Origin of the sequence: Sphingomonas sp. (genome assembly GCF_050725575.1) — a bacterium.
Classification (GTDB): Bacteria; Pseudomonadota; Alphaproteobacteria; order Sphingomonadales; family Sphingomonadaceae; genus Sphingomonas.
This window is the reverse complement of record NZ_JBOHHW010000023.1, coordinates 1-18794: the sequence shown is the minus strand read 5'-3', so window position 1 is coordinate 18794 and position 18794 is coordinate 1. Positions and strand designations below refer to the sequence as shown.

Below are 18794 nucleotides of genomic sequence, written 5' to 3'. Positions count from 1 at the left end.
GTCATACGCTGGCTGACGAGGTTTCGTCCGCCGGCGTTTCTTGCGTTTTGCCGGGGATGGCCGCGATCGGCAACGGAGTTTGTTGATGTTTGAAAGCCTGAGCGACCGCCTTGGCGGTGTGTTCGATCGACTGCGGGGGCGCGGTGCGCTGACCGAGGCGGACGTGCGCGCAGCGATGCGCGAGGTTCGCGTTGCCCTGCTCGAGGCTGATGTCGCGCTGCCAGTGGCGCGCGATTTCGTCGACAAGGTCACTGAACTCGCGGTCGGCCAGAATGTGCTGCGCTCGGTCACGCCGGGGCAGCAGGTCGTCAAGATCGTCAATGATGCGCTGGTCGAGATGCTCGGCTCGGATTCGTCCGAGCTGGAACTGGGGGTCACCCCGCCGGCAGTGATCATGATGGTCGGCCTGCAGGGCTCGGGCAAGACCACCACCACAGCGAAGATCGCCAAGCGTCTGGCGGGCCGCGAGCGCAAGAAAGTGCTGATGGCGTCGCTCGACGTCAATCGCCCGAATGCACAGGAACAGCTTGCGACGCTTGGCACTCAGGCCGAGGTCGCGACGCTGCCGATCGTGCAGGGCCAGCAGCCGGTCGATATCGCGCGGCGCGCACTGCAGGCCGCCAAGCTGCAGGGCTATGACGTCCTGATGCTCGATACTGCGGGCCGCCTCCACGTCGATCAGGCGCTGATGGACGAGATGCGCGCCGTCGCTGACGTCGCGAAGCCAGCCGAAATCCTGCTCGTCGTCGATGCGCTGACCGGCCAGGACGCGGTCAACGTCGCGAAGAGCTTCTCCGACCAGGTGCCGCTGACCGGCGTGGTGCTGACCCGCATGGACGGCGACGCGCGCGGCGGTGCGGCGCTGTCGATGCGCGCGGTTACCGGCAAGCCGATCAAGTTCGCCGGCATGGGCGAAAAGCTCGACGCGCTTGAGGCATTCCATCCCAGCCGGGTCGCCGGCCGCATTCTCGGCATGGGCGACGTGGTCGGCCTGGTCGAGCGCGCGGCGGAAGTCATCCAGCAGGAAGACGCCGAGAAGATGGCGGCGAAACTGGCCAAGGGCCAGTTCGACATGGACGATCTGCGTAATCAGCTCGCACAGATGCGCCGCATGGGCGGCCTCGGCGCGCTCGCTGGCATGATCCCCGGCATGAAAAAAGCCCAGGCGGCGATGACCTCGGGCGCGGTCGATGAACGTATCCTGCTGCGCATGGACGCAATGATCACGTCGATGACGCAAAAAGAGCGCACCAAGCCGGAGGTGATCAACGCCAAGCGCAAGATCCGCATCGCCAAGGGCAGCGGGACGACTGTGCAGGACGTCAACAAGCTGCTGAAAATGCATCTCGAAATGTCCACCGCGATGAAGAAGATCCGCAAGATGGGCGGCTTGAAGGGCATGGCGGCGATGTTCGGCAAAGGCGGCATGGGCGGCGGCGGCATGGGTGGCGCCGGTGGTGCCGGTGGCCTGGGCGGCCTCGGCAACATGCTCGGCGGCGCTGGCGGTGGCGGGCTCCCCGGCCTTGGCGGCGGTCAGGCCAAGCTGCCTCCCGGTTTTGAAAATCTGCTCAACAAGAAAAAATAACCCGATCAACATTCGATCAATCAAGGAAGACAATTACAATGGCACTCAGCATTCGTCTGTCGCGTGGCGGCTCCAAGAAGCGCCCTTATTACAAGATCATCGTAGCCGATGCGCGCAGCCCGCGTGACGGCCGCTTCATCGAGAAGCTCGGCACCTACAACCCGCTGCTTGCGAAGGATTCGCCCGAGCGCGTCAAGCTCGACGCCGACCGTGCGAAGCATTGGCTGAGCGTCGGCGCACAGCCGACCGATCGCGTTGCGCGCTTCCTCGACGTCGCCGGCGTGCGCGAGCGCCCTGCACGCAACAACCCGAACAAAGCGAAGCCGGGCGAGAAGGCCACCGAGCGCGCCGAAGAGCGTGCGACCAAGGCAGCAGAAGCCGAGGAAGCCGCAGCAGCGGCAGCCGCCGCTCCGGCGCCGGCTCCTGAGCCCGAGGCAGCACCAGTTGCCGACAGCAATGAAGAAGCCGAGGCAGTGATCGCCGCTGAGGTCGAAGCCGCGACCGAAGAGCCGACGCCGGAAGCCGAAGCCGTGGTTGAAGCGACCGCGGAAGAAGCTCCTGCGGTTGAAGCACCGGCCGCCGAAGAGGCGCCTGCTGCTGAAGAAGCACCGGCTGCCGTCAACGAGGCGACGCCGAACAGCGACGCCGGTGACAGCGTCGATGCCGTCGAGGGTGAATCCGCACAGAAGCCTGCCGAGGGCTGATGTCCACCGACCGCCCCGTCACGCTTGCCGTCATCATCGGCGCACACGGCGTGACGGGGGAGGTGCGGCTGAAAGTCTTCACCGAGGACCTGACGTCGTACAAAAGCTTCAACAATGGCGCGCTGACGCTCAAGTCGACGCGCCATGGCAGCAACGGCACGATCGCGCGCATCGCCGAGGTGACCGATCGCAATGCCGCCGAGGCGATGCGTGGGACCGAACTCACCGTCCCGCGCTCGGCGCTGCCGCCGCTCGCCGAGGGTGAATATTATCATGCCGACCTGCTCGGCCTGCCGGCATTTTCCGCTGGCGGTGAGGCGCTCGGCACGGTTGTGGCGATCGACGATTTCGGCGCTGGCGACGTGATCGAGATCGAGCGTGATGGCGGCAAGCGCTTCATGGTGCCGATGAACGTCGATGCCGTGCCCGAATGGGATGGCGCGCGGCTGGTCGTGGCCGAGGACTTCATCTCCTGAGCCGCATTGCCGTCCTGTCCGACATTCATGGCAATCTGCCCGCGCTTGAGGCGGTGATTGCGGCTGCCGAGCGGCGCGGGTGCGATGTGTTCCTCAACCTTGGCGATAGCCTGTCGGGGCCGCTCTGGCCGGTTGAGACCGCCGAGCGGTTGATGCGCAAGGATTGGTCGACCATCGCCGGCAATCACGAACGGCAGTTGCTGACGCTCAAGCGCGAACGAATGGGCGCAAGCGACCTTCATGCGCACGATGTGCTGAGTGAGCGGCATATGACCTGGATCGCCGCCCAGCCCGCGACGCTGGCCTGGTCGCCCGAGATTTTCATGTGTCACGGCACGCCCGCCAGCGATATCGAGCATTTCCTGCACAGCGTCGGGCCGGCCGGGATGCGCGAGGCCGACGACGACGAGATCGTTACGCGAACTGGCGCGCGCCCTGAGGCCTTCCTGCTCTGCGGTCATACCCATTTGCCGCGTGCCGTCACGCTTGCCGACGGGCGGATCGTCGCCAATCCCGGCAGCGTCGGCCTGCAGGCATTCGATGACGACCGCCCCTGGCCGTACCGTGTCGAGGTCGGCGACCCGCGGGCACGCTATGCGATTATCGAGCATGGCGGAATCGAGTTCGTTGCGGTCGACTATGACCATGAAGCCGCCGCAGCCAAGGCGGCGCGCGAAGGACGCGAAGACTGGGCCCAGGCGCTGAGTAGGGGGCGCCTCAGCGCCTGATCGGGCGCTGTTCGTCGAGCAGGTTGCGGATCGTGGTTGCCGCGACGCCAGCCTCGCCCATCGCATGGCTGATCTGGTCCAGCCCTTTCACCACATCGCCGGCCGCGAACAGGCCCGGGACGCTGGTGCGTTGATGTGCATCGACCTCCAGGCACCCGTCCTTCGAGGCACGAGCCCCTGCCGCCACCGCCAGTTCCGACCGGATATGCGAACCGAGCGCGGGGTAGATGCTGTCGAAGACCTGCTCGCCTGCAGCCGTTGTCACGATGATCTCGTCGCCCGCGATGCGGATCGGCGCGCAGGGGCCATCAACATAAGCGATGCCCGCGGCATCCAGCCTTGCGCGGCATTGCTGGTCCAGATCATGCGTTGCACCCGGCGCGATCAGCATCACGTCAGTGGTGAAGCCACGCAGGAACAGGGCTTCGCGCATGCCGTGATCGCCGGTGCCGATCACGCCGACACGCTTGTCCGTCACTTCATAGCCATCGCAGATCGGGCAATAGCGCAGCAGGCCGCGCGCCAGCGCATCGTCATGCGCGGCGATGGGCATATCGGGTCGATGGTTCACCACGCCGGTTGCCAGCAACACGCTGCGCGCGCGGAAGATGGTATCATCGACCAAGACTTCGAATCCGTCGGCAATCGGCACGATCGCGGTCACTGCGGCAGTCTCGCGCCGCGCACCGAAGCTCTCCGCCTGTTCCAGCATCAGCGTGAGCAGGTCGCTGCCCTTGATGCCGCCTGGATAGCCCGCATGGTTTTGCGTGCGGGGAATCAATGCGGCCCGGCTGCTGCCGCAGTCGAACAGCCGGGTCGAAAGGTGGAATCGGGCGAGGTAGATCGCCGCGGTCAGCCCCGCCGGGCCCGCGCCGATGATGATGCAATCGTCCATTATTCTATTCAAGTGCTGGCGAGAGCGAAGGTTCCTCGATAGGCGTAACAAAATGCTGGTCCTGCTCCTCGCCATCGTGGTCGCTTTTATTGCGATCCCGTCGGTGATCATTGCCGCGATGGCTACGCTGATCTTGTGCCTGTTTGGACTGTGCGCGCGGTTCTGGCTCGTGACGCTCGCGGCATCGGCGGTGGCGATGCTGCCGTTTGGCTATATGTTTTGCCGTGATGTGCTGTTCCGGGCGCCTTGCGATCCGCACCAATTGTCCTGTAGCGGTGAACTGGGTGGCGTGTTCATGCTATTCGTCTTTTATCTCGCGATTCCGATCGGCGTTCCGGTCGCCTGGCTGATATCGCGCGCCATCGTCAGAGCCTGGAAAGACGCATGACCTTCGCTGCAACCATTCTGACGCTCTATCCGGAAATGTTTCCCGGACCGCTTGGCCTGTCGCTGGCCGGCCGCGCGCTGGGCGAGGGCAAATGGACGCTCGACGCGGTCAATATCCGCGACTTCGCGATCGACAAGCATCGTACCGTGGACGACACGCCGGCCGGGGGCGGGGCAGGGATGGTGCTGCGGGTCGATGTGCTCGCCGCGGCGATCGACAGCGTGCCTCGCGACCGGCCGATCCTCGCCATGACCCCGCGCGGTGCGCCGCTCAGCCAGGCGCGGGTCCGGCAGCTCGCCGAGGGCCCCGGCGTCACGATCCTGTGCGGGCGGTTCGAGGGATTTGACGAGCGTATCTTCGACGCGCGCGGCGTCGAGGAGGTGTCGATCGGCGACTATATCCTGTCGGGCGGGGAGATGGGGGCGCTGGTGTTGCTCGACGCTTGCATTCGGCTGCTTCCCGGCGTAATGGGCGCGGCTTCCAGCGGTGTGGACGAGAGCTTCGAAACGGGGCTGCTTGAATACCCGCATTACACCCGACCACCGATGTGGGAAGGGCGCACGATCCCCGAAGTGCTGCGATCGGGGGATCATGCGAGGATCGCGGCCTGGCGAAAGTCGATGGCCGAGACCGAGACACGGCTAAGGCGGCCGGACCTTTGGGAGCGCCATATCGGTGCTCGGGTTCAGTCGCCCTCTGGCGCGCACGCGAAGACGAAGGACGAATGAGATGAATCTCATCCAGACGATCGAAGCCGAGAATATCGCCAAGTTCCTCGAGGCGAAGAAAATCCCTGAATTCCGCCCCGGCGATACGCTGAAGGTCGGCGTGAAGGTGGTCGAAGGCGAACGCACCCGCGTTCAGAACTATGAGGGCGTGTGCATCGCGCGCTCGAACAAGGGCATGGGGTCGAACTTCACCGTGCGTAAGATTTCATTCGGTGAGGGCGTCGAGCGCGTCTTCCCGCTCTATTCGCCGAACATCGATTCGATCGAAGTCGTCCGCAAGGGCGCCGTGCGTCGTGCGAAGCTCTATTATCTGCGTGGCCGCACCGGCAAGTCGGCGCGTATCGCCGAGCGTCGCGACACGCGTCCGGCCAAGGGCACCGTCGCCGCCGAGTAATCTGGCGCGACAGTCTCAGACATCACGCGGGGCGTGGAAGCGAAAGCTTCCGCGCCCCGTTCGCGTTACAGGGCGGGGACCAAGCGCCAGGCAATGCACAGCGCAGTGACGAGCAGGGCGGGCAAGAACCCCCAGAACAGCCGCTGACGCGACACGCTGGCGTTCCCGCGCGTCAGATCGGCGCTCGTGATCGCCAGCGCAATGGCGGTCGCGAGCATGGTCCACAGATGATAACGCAGCTCCGCTGCGACGCTGAACACGCCATAGCCCAGCCCATAGAGCAGGGCGGACAGCGCAACCGGGATGACGATACCGCGCGACGGCAGCCGGCTCGCGATGGTCAGGACGCCGAACGCCAGCGCCAGCCAGACGATCGGCCAATCCAGCGGCGTATGCGCGCTGACCAGGACGATGCCGTCGATTGCCGACAGGAGTGGGCTGGGGTGGACCCTGTAGCCCCAGTCATTGGGAGCGGAGTCGACCTGCACCGGTCGCTCGATCTCGTCATGGACGAGGAAGCGCGTGTTGATGTTGAAATGGGCCAGGCGGTGCTGCGCATAGGCGACGGGATGCGCCAGGATCGCCTTGGCGAGGAATCCATAAGGGCTTTCGTGCCGTGCGGCGATCGCTGCGCGTACGTCGGCGAAGCCGATCGCGCAGGGTTCGTCGACCCACCAGGAATAAGGGTCCCATTTGACCGGCGAATAGCAATAATGGTTGACCGCCACCGGATCGATCACGCCGACCGGCGGAAAGGCGTCGACGCCGGCATGTTCCGTAATGCCGCCGAGGTCGAAGATGACCAGCGACATTTCGACCCCGCTCGACTGCGCACCGATCAGGCGGTTGGCGACTGGCAGGGCTGCAATCATCAGCAACGCCGCGATCACCGTCGTGCCGGCGAACCGCAGCCGGCCTGCGCGCGCGGCCTGAGGCATGAGCGCGACGAAGATCGGTACCGTGGCGAGGAACGCGTTGAAGCGCAGCATCGAGGCGAACAGCAACAGCAGGATGCCGAGGACGGGCACCAGCACGCGCAGGGCGGGGCGCGTTGCATAAGGCTGCCAGGCCAACAGGCCGGTGGCGGATATCAAGGCCCCCGCCATCAGGCAGTCCTTCAGCACCGCACCTGTCAGGGCGAGCGAGATCGGCAGCAACCCGCATGCCGCCAAAGCCACCGCCAGTCCGGGCCGCCGCTGCTTCAAGGCCCAGCGGGCGAACAGCGTCAGGCCACCCCAGAACAGCAGCAGCTGGAGGACCAGCATTGGCGCCGGCCCGTCATGGATCGGCACGAGTTGCCGCCACAGCCACTCCATTGCCGGTGGATGCCAGTCGTCGAACGCGCCGCTGGTCGCCTGGTCATATTGGCGGATCGCGTCCCAGGTCATCAATCCCGGCCAATAGGCGCAGGCGGTTGCCGCCGCGCCGGCCATGATGACCAATGCGGATAAAAAGGCGGCCGGCGCACTGCGTCGGGACCATGATGCCACGGACTTCCCCCATCGATATTGCTGGACGTTGCTCGGCCCACTAAGCAATGCCGTCAAGCCGCGCCAATCCGATCCGTCGGCCAGCCGGAACGGCGCGGCGAGTTGCCATCACTGTCAGGCCATCAACCTCAGGCCATCAACTCAGGACTGCCCATGCCCCATCGTTGCCCCTGGGCCGATAACGACCCGATGATGCGCGCCTATCATGACGAGGAATGGGGCGTGCCGGAGCGCGACAGCCGCGCCTTGTGGGAAAAGCTGATGCTCGACGGATTCCAGGCCGGGCTGTCCTGGAGCATCATCCTGCGCAAGCGCGATGCGTTTCGCGAGCTGTTCCAGGGCTTCGATCCCGACATCGTCGCGCGTTTCGGCGAGGCGGATATCGAGCGGCTGGTGGTCGACCCGCGCATCATCCGATCGCGGTCCAAGATCGTCGCGACGATCGGCAATGCGCGCGCCTATCTGGCGATGCGCGAGGCGGGCGAGGATTTCTCCGACTTTGTCTGGGACATGGCGGGCGGCGAACCGATCATCGGTGACGGCGTGCATGTGCCGACCAAGACGCCGCTGTCGGAGGAGATGTCAAAGGCGCTCAAGAAGCGGGGGTTCAAGTTTGTCGGGCCAGTGATCGTCTATGCCTGGATGCAGGCGGTGGGTGTGGTCGACGACCATCTGGCGGACTGTTTCCGCCGCCACGGCTGAGGTGCGCGCTACATCACGTCGTGGAACATGAAATAGAGCATGGCGATCCAGGTCAGCAGGAACAGAATGCCGAAGCCGTAGATCCATTTCTCCCGCAGCGTATCGACCCAGGTGCGGTTTTCCGGTTCATCGGGGTAATCCATCGCCCGACCTTAGCCCGGACGGCGCCGGTTTCAACCTCTCGTACGACACCGGGCGGCGCAGGCGATCACGCACTGCTTTGCGTTTGCAATACACCGTCGGGTTCGCCTATCCGGCGGGGATGGTGCGGGGAACAGCGATGAGCGAAGCGACGATGACCACCGCAGCCGAGCCTGATGGCGCGCCGCGCGTCGCGAGCCTGGATATCCTGCGCGGGATCGCGATCCTCGGCATCCTGTTCATGAACATCAACGATATGGGCGGGTCGCTGTGGGCGTCGTTCGGCGATTTCCGTCATCTCGGCTGGAGCGGCGCGGATCAGGTCGCGTGGTGGTTGCGCGAGATCTTCGCCGACGGGACGGCGCGCTGCATGCTCGAGATGCTGTTCGGGGTCGGCATGGTGATCCTGACCGACCGGGCCGCGACCGCGATCGATGCGTCCGTCACCGGATCCGGAGGCGTGTTTCGCACCGCGGGCCGCGTGCTGTTCGGCGACGGTATCGTGATGCGGCGCTATTATCTGCGCAATTTCGTCCTGTTCCTGTTTGGCCTGGTGCATATCTTCATCCTGCTCTGGCCCGGCGACATCCTTCACACCTATGGCATCGCGGCGATGGTCGCCTTTCTGTTTCGTCGCCTGCCCCCGGCAGCGTTGCTCGGCTTCGGCCTGGTCATGGCGTTCGGCCTGCTCATTTTCGGGGGAGGCAGCCTGTACGCGGAGCAGCAGTCGCGGATCGAGGTCGTCCAGCTGCAGGCCAAGCGGGATGCCGGGCAGACACTGACCGCCGAGCAAGCCAGGCAGGTTGCCAGCCAGGCCAGCAACGACGCCGCGCTGGCGAAGGGCAGGGCGGAAGAGCGCGCGCGCGTCGCGCTGGAAGATAAGAGGCGCGCGGACGCGACCGGTACTTTCATGACCTGGGCGACGAGCGCGTGGGCCACGATGCTGTTCCTGTGGGGCATGTCCGATGGCATCGGCCGGGGAGAGTTTCTGGAGCCGTTGTTCGTGTGGGAGGCGGCCGGCACGATGCTGATTGGCGCCGCCCTGTTCAAATGGGGCATCATCCAGGGCCAGAGATCACGCCGTTTCTACCTGGTGATGACGCTGGCCGCTTATGCGATCGGCCTGACCGGCCGCGCCATCGCGGCCTATTGGGAGGTTCAGTTCGACGCCTATCCGCACCCGATCGTTGCCACCAGCGAAGTGACCCGGCTGGCGACCACGCTTGGCCATATCGGGCTGGTCCATCTGCTGCTTGGCACGGCTTCCGGCATGAAGCTGCTCAGGCCGTTCGAGGCGGCGGGGCGGACGGCGCTAACCCTCTATATCCTGCAGAGCGTGATTTGCCTGTGGGTGATCTATCCGCCGTTCGCGCTTGGGCTGTATGGAAAGCAAGGCTGGATGGCGCTGATGCTGACGGCGCTGGCGGTGAATGCGCTGCTGCTGTGGGCGGCCAACTGGTATTTGCGCGACCATGTGATTGCGCCGGTCGAATGGGCGTGGCGATCGATCATCTCGCGGCGCTTGCTGCCGGTGCGCCGCAAGGCGCTCGCCGCCTGAGTGCCTCACAGGTCCCTTTACGCAACGTCCGGCGCTCGTAATAACGCCGCATCCGCCGCCATTCGCGCCGGCGCAGAGAAATCGGGACTGGAGATGGATGATGCCGAAACCATGGACGCTCGCCGGCGTCATGCTTGCCGCGATGGCTGTCCCCGCCATGGCCGCTGAGCCCACGGCACCGGCCGCAGCGGAGGCGGTTATGGCGCAGAAGCTGACGCTGGAGCGCGTCTTTGCGTCGCCCGACCTGGCGGGATCGCAGCCCAAGCTGCTCAAGCTCTCGCCCGACGGAGGCCTGCTGACCTCGCTGCGCCCGCGGCCGGCCGAGAAGGATCGGTACGACCTGTGGGCGCGCGATACGCGCACGGGCAAGGAATGGATGCTGGTCGATTCGAAGAAATTCGGCACCGGCGCGGAACTGTCCGAGGCCGAGAAGATGCAGCGCGAACGCGCGCGGATCGGCGCCGCGAAAGGGATTGTCGCCTATGAATGGTCGCCCGACGGCAAGTCGATCCTCGTGCCGCTCGATGGCGATCTCTACCTCGCCAGCCTCGACGGCCAGGTCACCCGGCTGACCGCCACGGCAGGCGGCGAGCTCAACCCGAAGATCAGCCCCGCGGGCGGCTTTGTCAGCTTCGTGCGCGACCAGAATCTGTTCGTTCAGCCGCTTGGGGGCTCGGCGACGGGCAGGGAGCTGGCGCTGACCCATGATGGCGCCGGCACGGTGCATTGGGGCGAGGCGGAGTTCGTCGCCCAGGAAGAAATCGGCCGCCGCACCGGTTATTGGTGGTCGCCGGGCGACAAGCGCCTTGCGGTCGAGAAGTTCGACGAGGCGCCGGTCGGCGTGGTCACGCGCGCCGCGATCGGCGCGAACGGCACCAAGGTGTTCGACCAGCGCTATCCCGCCGCGGGCACGCCGAACGTGCTGGTCGAGCTGTACGTGATGAACGCCGACGGGTCGGGCCGGGTGAAGGTCGATCTTGGCGCGGAAACCGACATCTACCTCGCGCGGGTCGACTGGACCCCGGATGGCCGGTCGTTGCTGGTGCAGCGCCAGAACCGTGACCAGACCGTGCTCGACATGCTTCGGGTCGATCCCGCGACGGGCAAGTCGACCGTGCTGTTCAGCGAAAAATCGGGGCCGAGGAGCTGGGTCAACCTCAGCGACGGCTATCGCCCGCTCAAGGATGGCGGCCTGATCTGGACCTCGGAGCGCGACGGCTATGCGCATCTCTATCTCTTCAAGGGCGGCACATGGACTCAGCTGACCAAGGGGCCCTGGGTCGTCACCGGCCTGATCGGGTTTGACGAGGCGAAGGGGCGTATCTTCTTTACCGGCAACAAGGACGACGTGCTCGAACAGCACGTCTATACGGTCGATATCGCGCGTCCGAATTTCATCTCGCGGCGCACCAATCCGGGCTGGTGGCACAGCGCGACGATGGATGTGGGTGCCACACGCATGATCGTGTCGCGCTCCAATCCCAGCCAGCCGACCCAGACTTATCTCGCCAATCCCGAGGGACTGCTGCTGTCATGGATCAACGAGAATCCGATCGTTGCCGGGCATCCCTATTTCCCGTTCCTCCAGCAGCACCGCGTGCCGACCTTCGGGACGCTGAAGGCAGCCGACGGCAGCGATCTTCATTATGAGATGCTGACCCCGGTGCTTGAACCGGGCCGGAAATATCCCGTGTTCTTCGAACATTATGGCGGCCCGCACGCGCAGACCGTCAGCCGCAACTGGGGCACGCCGCTGCACCAGTATCTCGTGTCGCAGGGCTGGATCGTGTTCCAGATCGACAATCGCGGATCGGCCAATCGCGGCACCGCGTTCGAAGACCAGATCTTCCGCGCCATGGGATCGGTCGAGGTCGAGGATCAGCTGACCGGCGCGACGTGGCTGAAGCAGCAGCCGTTCGTCGATGCCGGCAAGATCGCGACCTATGGCTGGTCGTATGGCGGGTACATGACGCTCAAGATGCTCGAGGCCAATCCGGGCGTCTATGCCGCGGGCGTGTCCGGCGCGCCGGTGACCAAATGGGAATTGTACGACACGCATTATACCGAACGCTATATGGGCGATCCGATCAAGGACGCGAAAGCCTATGCGAAATCGGATGCGATCGACGATGCGGCGAAGATCACCGATCCGCTGCTGCTGATCCACGGCATGGCCGACGACAATGTCGTGCTCGACAACACAACCGCCTTTGCCGCGAAGATGCAGGCGGAGAATGTGCCGTTCGAGATGATGCTCTATCCCGGCAAGACGCATAGCGCCGGGCGGGATATTCATGTGTGGACGACGATCCTGAAGTTCCTTGATCGTGAAGTGAAGAACAAGCGCTAATCCTCCCCGTGCCGGGGAGGAGCAAGGGATGCGCTGCTTGCTTGCGTGCCGGGGGTAGCGGGAGTACCGCGCCCGTGCTGATGGATTGGAGCGAATATGGGTTACCGGGTAGTAGTCGCAGGCGCGACGGGGAATGTCGGGCGCGAGATGCTCAACATCCTCGCGGAGCGCGAGTTTCCGGCGGATGAGATCGCCGTCGTGGCGTCGTCGCGCAGCCAGGGGCTGATGGTCGATTACGGCGACACCGGAAAGCAGTTCAAGGTCCAGAATATCGAGCATTTCGACTGGAATGGCTGGGACATGGCGCTGTTCGCGATCGGATCGGAAGCGACCGCGGTCTATGCGCCGATCGCGGCCAAGGCGGGCTGCACGGTGATCGACAATTCGTCGCTCTACCGCATGGACCCCGATGTGCCGCTGATCGTGCCGGAAGTGAATCCGGAAGCGATCGACGGCTATCTGCGCAAAAACATCATCGCCAACCCGAACTGCTCGACCGCGCAGATGGTCGTGGTGCTGAAGCCGTTGCACGATGTGGCGCGGATCAAGCGCGTCGTCGTCGCGACCTATCAGTCGGTCTCCGGCGCGGGCAAGCAGGGCATGGACGAGCTGTTCGAGCAGAGCCGCAACATCTTTGTCGGCGATCCGGCCGAGCCGCATAAATTCACCAAGCAGATCGCGTTCAACGTGATCCCGCACATCGACAGCTTCCTCGACGACGGGTCGACCAAGGAAGAGTGGAAGATGGTGGTCGAGACCAAGAAGATCCTCGATCCGAAGATCAGGCTGGTCGCGACCTGCGTGCGCGTGCCGGTGTTCGTCGGCCATAGCGAAGCGATCAATATCGAGTTCGAGGACGAGATGTCGGCCGAGCAGGCGCAAGGCATCCTGCGCGAGGCGCCGGGCGTGATGCTGATCGATAAGCGCGAAGATGGCGGCTATATCACGCCGATCGAATGCGTCGGTGAATTCGCCACCTTTGTCAGCCGCGTACGCGAGGATTCGACGGTCGAGAACGGCCTGACCCTGTGGTGCGTCAGCGACAATCTGCGCAAAGGGGCCGCGCTCAACGCGGTGCAGATCGCGGAGCTGCTCGGGCGGCGGCATTTGAAGAAGGCGGCCTGATTGCCGGGCTATGCGGCGCGCTGGCGGTCGCTGCCGCGGCCGCAGCTCCGCATGGTCCTGCTGCTGGCCGCGGCGGTGGTGCTGGCGAACATCAACCAGCCCTATCCGGGGATCGCGCCGCTTCAGCATATTCCGACCATATTGCTGATCCTCGCCGCGCCGGCCCTGCTGTCGCGCTGGCCGCTGTCCAATCGCGCGGTGCTGGCGGTGGTCGCGTTTTTCCTGCTGCACACATTGGCGGGCCGCTACGCCTATTCGAATGTTCCTTATGATCGCTGGGCGATGGCGCTGACCGGGCACAGCGTCAGCGACGTATTCGGGATGACGCGCAACAATTTCGACCGGCTGGTGCACCTGACCTTCGGCCTGTGCGCCGTCCCGCTCTATGCCGAGATCAGCTGGCGCTACACCGGCGCGCGCTGGCGGGCGGCGCTGTGGAATGCGTTCCTGTTCGTCGGCGCGGTCAGTGCGCTGTACGAGATTTTCGAATGGCTGCTGACCATCATCGTCGCGTCCGATCTGGCCAATGAGTATAATGGCCAGCAGGGCGATATGTGGGATGCCCAGAAGGATATGGCGATCGCGCTGTTCGGTTCGGTGCTGGCGATGATCTGGCAGTGGCGGGCCGAGCCGGGCAGGTGAGCGGGGCAGTGAGGGGCTCGACATGACGGTGGAAGGCGGATGTCATTGCGGTGCGGTTCGCTATGTGCTGGCGGTCGATGCGGCGCCGGCGATCTATTGCTGCCATTGCCTGCTCTGCCAGAGCTGGGCGGGCGGCGCGTTCACCCAGAGTGCGCTGTTGCCGGACGGCGCGATCAGCGTCACCGGGCCGGTGATCGAGTATCGCTTCATCAATCCGAGCGGGCATGAATCGCATCAGCGGCTGTGCGGCACCTGTCATACGCGCATCTTCAACACCAACAGCGCGCGGCCGGGGCTGGTCGTCTTGCGCGCCGGCACGCTGGACGAGAGCAACCGGCTCAGCCCGCGCCTGCATATGTGGGTCAAGCGCAAGCAGCCCTGGGTGGTGATCGCCGACGACGTCCCGACCTTTGAGGAATCGCCGCCGATCGCGGCGTTCATTGCGACGATGCTGGGCTGAGCGGTTTTGGATTAGGTGGACGCACCTCTCTTCCGTTCGTGCTGAGCTTGTCGAAGCACCGTTCTTCTTCAGCCACATAAGAGAAGGAGGAACGGCCCTTCGACAAGCTCAGGGCGAACGGAAGGGGGAGTGCGAAGGTTGCGCCCTGCATACTGGTTCCGACACTGAGAAAGAGCGCGCCGGCTCAAGTCCGGCAAGGGATGACATGCTCGATCCCGTGCCATGGTTGAATCGAATGGCTCGCGTGCCCCTCGCAAGCCGTCTATTCCGCGTGGACCGCTTCCATCTTGCCCTTCGGCTTGGACAGCAGGAAGACGAGCGGCACCACGGCGATCGAAATCCCGGCCATCAGGTAGAAATCGTCGATATAGGCGACCATCGCCGCCTGCTGGTTGATCATGCCGTCGGCGAAGCCGAACACGGCGTCGGACAAGCTGCCGAAGCGGTCGAGCGCGCCGAGATCGAGTGCTGGAATGGTCGTCGCGGTGATATGGCTGCTCAAATCGGCATGGCTTTGCTGGATGTTGCGCGCGAGCAGGGTGGTGACCATCGAAATGCCCGCCGACTGGCCGATGCTGCGCATCAGGTTGAGCAGGCTGGCGCCGTCGGTGCGGTACGCGCCGCTGAGCGTGGCGAAGGCGAGCGAGTTGAGCGGCATGAACACGAGGCCCATGCCGATCCCCTGGATGAAGCCGCTGGTGATCACCGGCCAGAAATCCATTTCCAGCGACCAGCCCGCCATTTGCCTGAGCGAGAAGGCGAAGATGACCAGCCCGACCGCAATCACGATGCGCGTATCGACCTTGCCCATCAACCGCGCGGCCAGCGCCATCGAGAGCAGCACGCCGACCCCGCGCGGCGCCAGCATCAGGCCGGTATCGATCACCGGATAGCCGAACAGCGATTGCAGCATCGGCGGGAGCAGCGCCATCGGCGCCATGGTCGAGATGCCGATCACCACCATGAAGAACATGCCGACGATCAGGTTGCGGTTCTTGAACAGCGCACGGTCGAACAAGGGCTTGTTCGCGGTCGCGAGGTGGACGATGCCCATCCACAGCGCGGCCATCGCGACGCCGCCCTCGACGATGATTTCCCAGCTGGAGAACCAGTCCTCCTGCTGGCCGCGGTCAAGCATCAGCTGGAAGCTGGCGACGGCGATGCCGATCAGCGCGAAGCCGGTAATATCGAACGAGCGGGTTTCGCGCGGGCGCGAGGGCAGGAGGAACCAGAGGATCGCAAACGTCGCGATGCCGATCGGCAGATTGACGTAGAACACCCAGCGCCAATTATAGCTTTCGGTCAGCCAGCCGCCGATCACGGGGCCCATGATGGGGCCGACCATCACGCCCATGCCCCAGACCGACATCGCCTTGGCCTGGTTCTCGGGCGCGTTGATGTCGAGCATCGCGGTTTGCGACAGCGGGCCAATAAAGGCCGCGGTGATGCCCTGGAGGATGCGGAACGCGACCATCTCCTCCAGGCTGACGGCGGTGCCGCACAGCATCGACGCGACGATGAAGCCGCCGACCGCGAACAGGAACAGGTTGCGCGAGCCGAACCGGCCGGAGAGCCAGCCGGTCGCCGGAATGGCGATCGCCGAGGCGACGATATAGCTGGTCAGCACCCAGGTGACGGTATCGACGGTCGCGCCAAGGCTGGTCTGCATATGCGGCAAGGCGACATTGGCGATGGTGGTGTCGAGGATCTGCATGATCATCGCCCCCATCACGCCAACGGTCAGCAGGCCGCGCTGCCGGACGGGCAGCAGCGGCGTACCGGGCACGGTCTCAGCCATGGGTCTTGGTGTCGATCGACACGTCGGCGCTGAGCCCGGCGATCATCGCCCGCGCCGGGTTGCCGTCGATCGCGACGCGCACCGGCACGCGCTGCGTGACCTTGACCCAGTTGCCGGTGGCATTCTGTGCCGGGAGGACCGAGAATTGCGATCCGGTGCCGGCGCCGATGCTGGCGACATGGCCTTTGACCTTGAGCCCGGGATAGGCGTCGAGGCTGATCTCGGCCGGCTGGCCGACCGCCATGTGGTTGAGGTCGGTTTCCTTGAAGTTCGCCTCGACCCAGGTGCCCTGATTGACCACGATGCTCAGCGCGGGCACGCCGCTCGGCGTGATGTTGCCGACCTGCAGGCGGCCGGTCTGGCTGACGATGCCGTCGCTGGGCGCGCGGACTTCAGTGCGGGCGAGGTTGAGCGCGGCCTGGTCGCGCTGCGCCATGGCGGCCTGGATCGCGGCCGGCGCGCCGGTTGCGGCGGTACCGCTGCCGAGCTGGCTGCGGGCTCGCGCGACCGCGGCCTGCGCCGTGGCGAGCTTGGCCCGGCTCGCGGCGAGCTCATGCGACGCCGCGTCGAGGCTGGCGCGGGTGGTGAAGCCCTGCTTCATCAGCGCGACCTGGCGATCATAAGTGGCCTGGGAGAGGATGATGTCGGCGCGCGCGCTTTCGATATCGGCATCGGCGCCGCCGACATCGGTCGACATGGTGCTGACCTGGACCCGGGCATTGGCGATCGCCGCGTCGGCCTGTGCCAGCGCGATGCGATAGGGCTCCGGATCGATGCGGAACAGCAGGTCGCCGGCCTTGACGCGCTGGTTCTCCGCCACCGCGACCTGCACGATGCGGCCCGACACGTCCGGGCTGATCGAAACCATGTCCTGCTTCACATAGGCATTGTCGGTCGAGACATAGCGGCCCGAGGTCAGCCAGAAATAGCCGCCGATCGCGAGGATCAGCAGCGGTACGCTGAACATCAGCAACGGGCGCAGACGGTTGCGGCGCTTGGCCGGCGCCGGCTCGATGACGGGCTCGATTGCGGAAATCTCGATTTCGGTGGCCGCGTTGCGGTCGATCACTGGGTCTGCATCAGCCATGGCTGGCCTCCTTGCCCCGGGGGGCGTCGTTCAAATTATTCTGGATCAGGGTCAGCGCGGCGACCAATTGGTCGCGTGCTTCCGGGGTGACGCCTTCAAGCGCATGCGCGAACATGTCTTCGCCGATCGTGCGCAACTGGCCGAGCAGCGGCAGCGCCTTGGGGGTGAGGAAGATTTGCCAGGCGCGGCGGTCGGCGGGATCGCGGCGGCGTTCGACCAGGCCGGATTCCTCCAGCCGGTCGATCATCCGGCACAAGGTGATCGGCTCGACTTCGAGGATGTCGGCCAGCCCGCCCTGATTGGCGCCTTCGTTGCGCGACACGGTGAACAGGGTGCGCCACTGCGCGCGCGTCACGCCGATCATGCGTGCGCGTTCATCGAAACGCCGCCGCATCAGGCGCGAAACGTCGCTGATCAGGAATCCGAGTGTATCGCTCATGACTGCGCATATAATAAGCTTCCTTATATAATCCAGTGGTCGAGCGAGAAAAATATTGCGGTGCAGCGTAAAGGGGGTGTGGGAGGTCGCTTTTGAGCGCTGAGAGGGTGTTTGATCCGGTCGGATCGACTGTCATGGCGTTTGCGTTGAGGCAGTCAGAAGGGGGTTCACGCGGATGCGCGGAGACGCGGAGAGTTTCTCCGGCGCGGTCCTGAGCTCCTCCCCGGGACGGGGAGGGGGACCGCGACGCGAAGCGGCGTGGTGGAGGGGGCTCTCCACAAGCGTAACGCTACCGGCGCACCCCCTCCGTCGCGCTTCGCGCGCCACCTCCCCGTGCCGGGGAGGAGTTTGTTACCGCCAGCGATCGGGAAATAACTCGGCGTACAGCTCCGCGGCTTCCTCCTCCTCGGTGAGTTCGCGCACCTGGCGGTAGATTTCGGGCCATTCCTCGCGCGGCATGACCGGTTCGGCGAAGGTCAGCGCCAGTGCATCGGCATCGTCGGGCGAGGCGAGCCCGCGCGCTTTCATATGCTGTTTCTTCTCGAGCTGGGTCTCGGTGTTGGCGGTGATGACGACGCGGGTGTCCACGCCGGTATCGAGGCCCCATTTGATCAGCATCGCGATCAGCGCGGACTTGCCGATGCCGTGGCCCGAGGCTCGGGCGATGCGGCAGGGTGTGTGGCGGGTCTCCGGGTTGTCGAGATGTTTCCCGATCACCTCCATCACCTCGCGCTGCCACTCGCGCGGGCCAAGGACGCCCTTCAGCGCGCCTTCTCCCCAGCGATAGGTGAAGCGGGCATGGGCGAGCGGATTGCGCGTGAAGGCACGCATATGCGCGCCGATCGCGAGACTATTCCCGTGCATGGCTGCGCAGCACCTCGCGATATTCGGGCAATGCCAGGTCGCCGACACGATCCATCGCCTTGAGGATGTCCGCAGCGGACTTATGATCCTTCTCAGGCGGCGGGGTAGGCCGTGCCCAGCGTCCGGGGCGCCGCGCGCGCATCCATTGCAGCGCGGCGGTGATGTCGGGGCGCACTTCGCGCTTGTAGCGCACGATCACCGGCGCTTCGCTGGCAACCGGGTGGTAGACGCGCACCGCCT

At 65.1% G+C, this 18794-nt stretch carries 19 protein-coding genes and 2 pseudogenes; 13 read left to right on the top strand and 8 right to left on the bottom strand.

All coding sequences use genetic code 11. The features are described 5' to 3' along the window. Window positions 1-85 precede the first annotated feature (85 nt). The 4 genes and pseudogenes from ffh to ACRECS_RS15665 all read left to right on the top strand — a co-directional run bounded on the left by ffh (window position 86) and on the right by ACRECS_RS15665 (window position 3493). Entirely contained in the window at window positions 86-1585 is a 1500-nt protein-coding gene (gene ffh, locus ACRECS_RS15680) for a signal recognition particle protein (protein WP_431583887.1), read from the top strand. A gap of 38 nt (window positions 1586-1623) precedes the next feature. Then, window positions 1624-2100, top strand: a pseudogene (gene rpsP, locus ACRECS_RS15675) (30S ribosomal protein S16); the annotation flags it as partial. A gap of 188 nt (window positions 2101-2288) precedes the next feature. Continuing rightward, entirely contained in the window at window positions 2289-2765 is a 477-nt protein-coding gene (gene rimM, locus ACRECS_RS15670) for a ribosome maturation factor RimM (RefSeq protein ID WP_431583886.1), read from the top strand. Next, window positions 2720-3493, top strand: coding sequence for a metallophosphoesterase family protein (locus ACRECS_RS15665; RefSeq protein WP_431583885.1), 774 nt, complete (start codon window positions 2720-2722; stop codon window positions 3491-3493). The genes rimM and ACRECS_RS15665 overlap by 46 nt, the downstream gene beginning before the upstream one ends. On the opposite strand, the gene ACRECS_RS15660 is transcribed toward ACRECS_RS15665, so the two are convergent. Next, window positions 3483-4388, bottom strand: a complete 906-nt coding sequence (locus ACRECS_RS15660) for an NAD(P)/FAD-dependent oxidoreductase (RefSeq protein ID WP_431583884.1) — start codon at window positions 4386-4388, stop codon at window positions 3483-3485. The two genes, ACRECS_RS15665 and ACRECS_RS15660, sit on opposite strands and share 11 nt — an antisense overlap. A 52-nt stretch (window positions 4389-4440) precedes the next feature. Between ACRECS_RS15660 and ACRECS_RS15655 the strand changes: the two genes are divergently transcribed. From ACRECS_RS15655 to rplS, 3 genes are read left to right on the top strand one after another with little or no spacing between them, the layout of a single operon-like run. Next, complete coding sequence (locus ACRECS_RS15655; RefSeq protein ID WP_431583883.1) at window positions 4441-4776, top strand: hypothetical protein; 336 nt, start codon at window positions 4441-4443, stop codon at window positions 4774-4776. Beyond that, a complete protein-coding gene (trmD, locus tag ACRECS_RS15650) occupies window positions 4773-5504 on the top strand; it encodes a tRNA (guanosine(37)-N1)-methyltransferase TrmD (RefSeq protein ID WP_431583882.1) in 732 nt (243 codons plus the stop codon). Before ACRECS_RS15655 ends, trmD begins: the two co-directional genes overlap by 4 nt. 1 nt (window position 5505) lies before the next feature. Further along, window positions 5506-5898 (top strand): 50S ribosomal protein L19, encoded by a 393-nt coding sequence (gene rplS / locus ACRECS_RS15645; RefSeq protein WP_431583881.1) that lies wholly within the window; start codon window positions 5506-5508, stop codon window positions 5896-5898. A gap of 65 nt (window positions 5899-5963) precedes the next feature. Here rplS and ACRECS_RS15640 read toward each other — a convergent pair whose 3' ends face one another. Next, window positions 5964-7388, bottom strand: a complete 1425-nt coding sequence (locus tag ACRECS_RS15640) for a hypothetical protein (RefSeq protein ID WP_431583880.1) — start codon at window positions 7386-7388, stop codon at window positions 5964-5966. 153 nt (window positions 7389-7541) lie between these two features. Here ACRECS_RS15640 and ACRECS_RS15635 point away from each other — a divergent pair, with 153 nt between their 5' ends. Beyond that, window positions 7542-8090, top strand: a complete 549-nt coding sequence (locus ACRECS_RS15635; protein WP_431583879.1) for a DNA-3-methyladenine glycosylase I — start codon at window positions 7542-7544, stop codon at window positions 8088-8090. 8 nt (window positions 8091-8098) lie between these two features. Here ACRECS_RS15635 and ACRECS_RS15630 read toward each other — a convergent pair whose 3' ends face one another. Beyond that, window positions 8099-8233, bottom strand: coding sequence for a hypothetical protein (locus ACRECS_RS15630; protein ID WP_431583878.1), 135 nt, complete (start codon window positions 8231-8233; stop codon window positions 8099-8101). 137 nt (window positions 8234-8370) lie between these two features. On the opposite strand from ACRECS_RS15630, the gene ACRECS_RS15625 reads away from it, so the two are divergent. The 5 genes from ACRECS_RS15625 (at window position 8371) to ACRECS_RS15605 (ending at window position 14366) form a co-directional block, all read left to right on the top strand. Further along, on the top strand, window positions 8371-9789 hold the full coding sequence (locus tag ACRECS_RS15625; RefSeq protein WP_431583877.1) for a DUF418 domain-containing protein: 1419 nt from the start codon (window positions 8371-8373) through the stop codon (window positions 9787-9789). Window positions 9790-9889: 100 nt separating this feature from the next. Further along, the gene (locus ACRECS_RS15620) at window positions 9890-12139 is read left to right on the top strand and encodes a S9 family peptidase (RefSeq protein WP_431583876.1); all 2250 of its coding nucleotides are present in this window, start codon (window positions 9890-9892) and stop codon (window positions 12137-12139) included. A 96-nt stretch (window positions 12140-12235) separates the two neighbouring features. Next, window positions 12236-13264 carry an aspartate-semialdehyde dehydrogenase gene (locus tag ACRECS_RS15615; protein ID WP_431583875.1) on the top strand — a complete coding sequence of 343 codons (1029 nt, stop codon included), beginning with the start codon at window positions 12236-12238 and terminating at the stop codon, window positions 13262-13264. Window positions 13265-13315: 51 nt separating this feature from the next. Further along, window positions 13316-13906, top strand: coding sequence for a DUF2238 domain-containing protein (locus ACRECS_RS15610; RefSeq protein WP_431583944.1), 591 nt, complete (start codon window positions 13316-13318; stop codon window positions 13904-13906). 22 nt (window positions 13907-13928) lie between these two features. Further along, window positions 13929-14366: a GFA family protein gene (locus ACRECS_RS15605; protein WP_431583874.1), complete on the top strand. Its 438-nt coding sequence runs from the start codon at window positions 13929-13931 to the stop codon at window positions 14364-14366. A gap of 262 nt (window positions 14367-14628) precedes the next feature. Here the strand turns inward: ACRECS_RS15605 and ACRECS_RS15600 are convergent, their stop codons facing one another. The 5 genes and pseudogenes from ACRECS_RS15600 to ACRECS_RS15580 form a co-directional block, all read right to left on the bottom strand. Beyond that, complete coding sequence (locus ACRECS_RS15600) at window positions 14629-16164, bottom strand: DHA2 family efflux MFS transporter permease subunit (RefSeq protein WP_431583873.1); 1536 nt, start codon at window positions 16162-16164, stop codon at window positions 14629-14631. Further along, window positions 16157-17251: an HlyD family secretion protein gene (locus ACRECS_RS15595; RefSeq protein WP_431583872.1), complete on the bottom strand. Its 1095-nt coding sequence runs from the start codon at window positions 17249-17251 to the stop codon at window positions 16157-16159. Before ACRECS_RS15595 ends, ACRECS_RS15600 begins: the two co-directional genes overlap by 8 nt. Next, on the bottom strand, window positions 17244-17690 hold the full coding sequence (locus tag ACRECS_RS15590; protein ID WP_431583871.1) for a MarR family winged helix-turn-helix transcriptional regulator: 447 nt from the start codon (window positions 17688-17690) through the stop codon (window positions 17244-17246). The genes ACRECS_RS15595 and ACRECS_RS15590 overlap by 8 nt, the downstream gene beginning before the upstream one ends. Before the next feature lie 351 nt (window positions 17691-18041). Next, on the bottom strand, window positions 18042-18554 hold the full coding sequence (locus tag ACRECS_RS15585; RefSeq protein ID WP_431583870.1) for a hypothetical protein: 513 nt from the start codon (window positions 18552-18554) through the stop codon (window positions 18042-18044). Further along, window positions 18541-18794, bottom strand: a pseudogene (locus tag ACRECS_RS15580) (hypothetical protein); the annotation flags it as partial. The gene ACRECS_RS15585 and the pseudogene ACRECS_RS15580, both read right to left, overlap by 14 nt.

What these genes read in the sequence shown, in the direction of transcription:
- ffh (WP_431583887.1), top strand. Translation starts at nt 86, where the DNA reads ATGTTTGAAAGCCTGAGCGACCGCCTTGGCGGTGTGTTCGATCGACTG.
- rimM (WP_431583886.1), top strand. Translation starts at nt 2,289, where the DNA reads ATGTCCACCGACCGCCCCGTCACGCTTGCCGTCATCATCGGCGCACAC.
- ACRECS_RS15665 (WP_431583885.1), top strand. Translation starts at nt 2,720, where the DNA reads ATGGGATGGCGCGCGGCTGGTCGTGGCCGAGGACTTCATCTCCTGAGC.
- ACRECS_RS15660 (WP_431583884.1), bottom strand. Translation starts at nt 4,388, where the DNA reads ATGGACGATTGCATCATCATCGGCGCGGGCCCGGCGGGGCTGACCGCG.
- ACRECS_RS15655 (WP_431583883.1), top strand. Translation starts at nt 4,441, where the DNA reads ATGCTGGTCCTGCTCCTCGCCATCGTGGTCGCTTTTATTGCGATCCCG.
- trmD (WP_431583882.1), top strand. Translation starts at nt 4,773, where the DNA reads ATGACCTTCGCTGCAACCATTCTGACGCTCTATCCGGAAATGTTTCCC.
- rplS (WP_431583881.1), top strand. Translation starts at nt 5,506, where the DNA reads ATGAATCTCATCCAGACGATCGAAGCCGAGAATATCGCCAAGTTCCTC.
- ACRECS_RS15635 (WP_431583879.1), top strand. Translation starts at nt 7,542, where the DNA reads ATGCCCCATCGTTGCCCCTGGGCCGATAACGACCCGATGATGCGCGCC.
- ACRECS_RS15630 (WP_431583878.1), bottom strand. Translation starts at nt 8,233, where the DNA reads ATGGATTACCCCGATGAACCGGAAAACCGCACCTGGGTCGATACGCTG.
- ACRECS_RS15625 (WP_431583877.1), top strand. Translation starts at nt 8,371, where the DNA reads ATGAGCGAAGCGACGATGACCACCGCAGCCGAGCCTGATGGCGCGCCG.
- ACRECS_RS15620 (WP_431583876.1), top strand. Translation starts at nt 9,890, where the DNA reads ATGCCGAAACCATGGACGCTCGCCGGCGTCATGCTTGCCGCGATGGCT.
- ACRECS_RS15615 (WP_431583875.1), top strand. Translation starts at nt 12,236, where the DNA reads ATGGGTTACCGGGTAGTAGTCGCAGGCGCGACGGGGAATGTCGGGCGC.
- ACRECS_RS15610 (WP_431583944.1), top strand. Translation starts at nt 13,316, where the DNA reads ATGGTCCTGCTGCTGGCCGCGGCGGTGGTGCTGGCGAACATCAACCAG.
- ACRECS_RS15605 (WP_431583874.1), top strand. Translation starts at nt 13,929, where the DNA reads ATGACGGTGGAAGGCGGATGTCATTGCGGTGCGGTTCGCTATGTGCTG.
- ACRECS_RS15600 (WP_431583873.1), bottom strand. Translation starts at nt 16,164, where the DNA reads ATGGCTGAGACCGTGCCCGGTACGCCGCTGCTGCCCGTCCGGCAGCGC.
- ACRECS_RS15595 (WP_431583872.1), bottom strand. Translation starts at nt 17,251, where the DNA reads ATGGCTGATGCAGACCCAGTGATCGACCGCAACGCGGCCACCGAAATC.
- ACRECS_RS15590 (WP_431583871.1), bottom strand. Translation starts at nt 17,690, where the DNA reads ATGAGCGATACACTCGGATTCCTGATCAGCGACGTTTCGCGCCTGATG.
- ACRECS_RS15585 (WP_431583870.1), bottom strand. Translation starts at nt 18,554, where the DNA reads ATGCACGGGAATAGTCTCGCGATCGGCGCGCATATGCGTGCCTTCACG.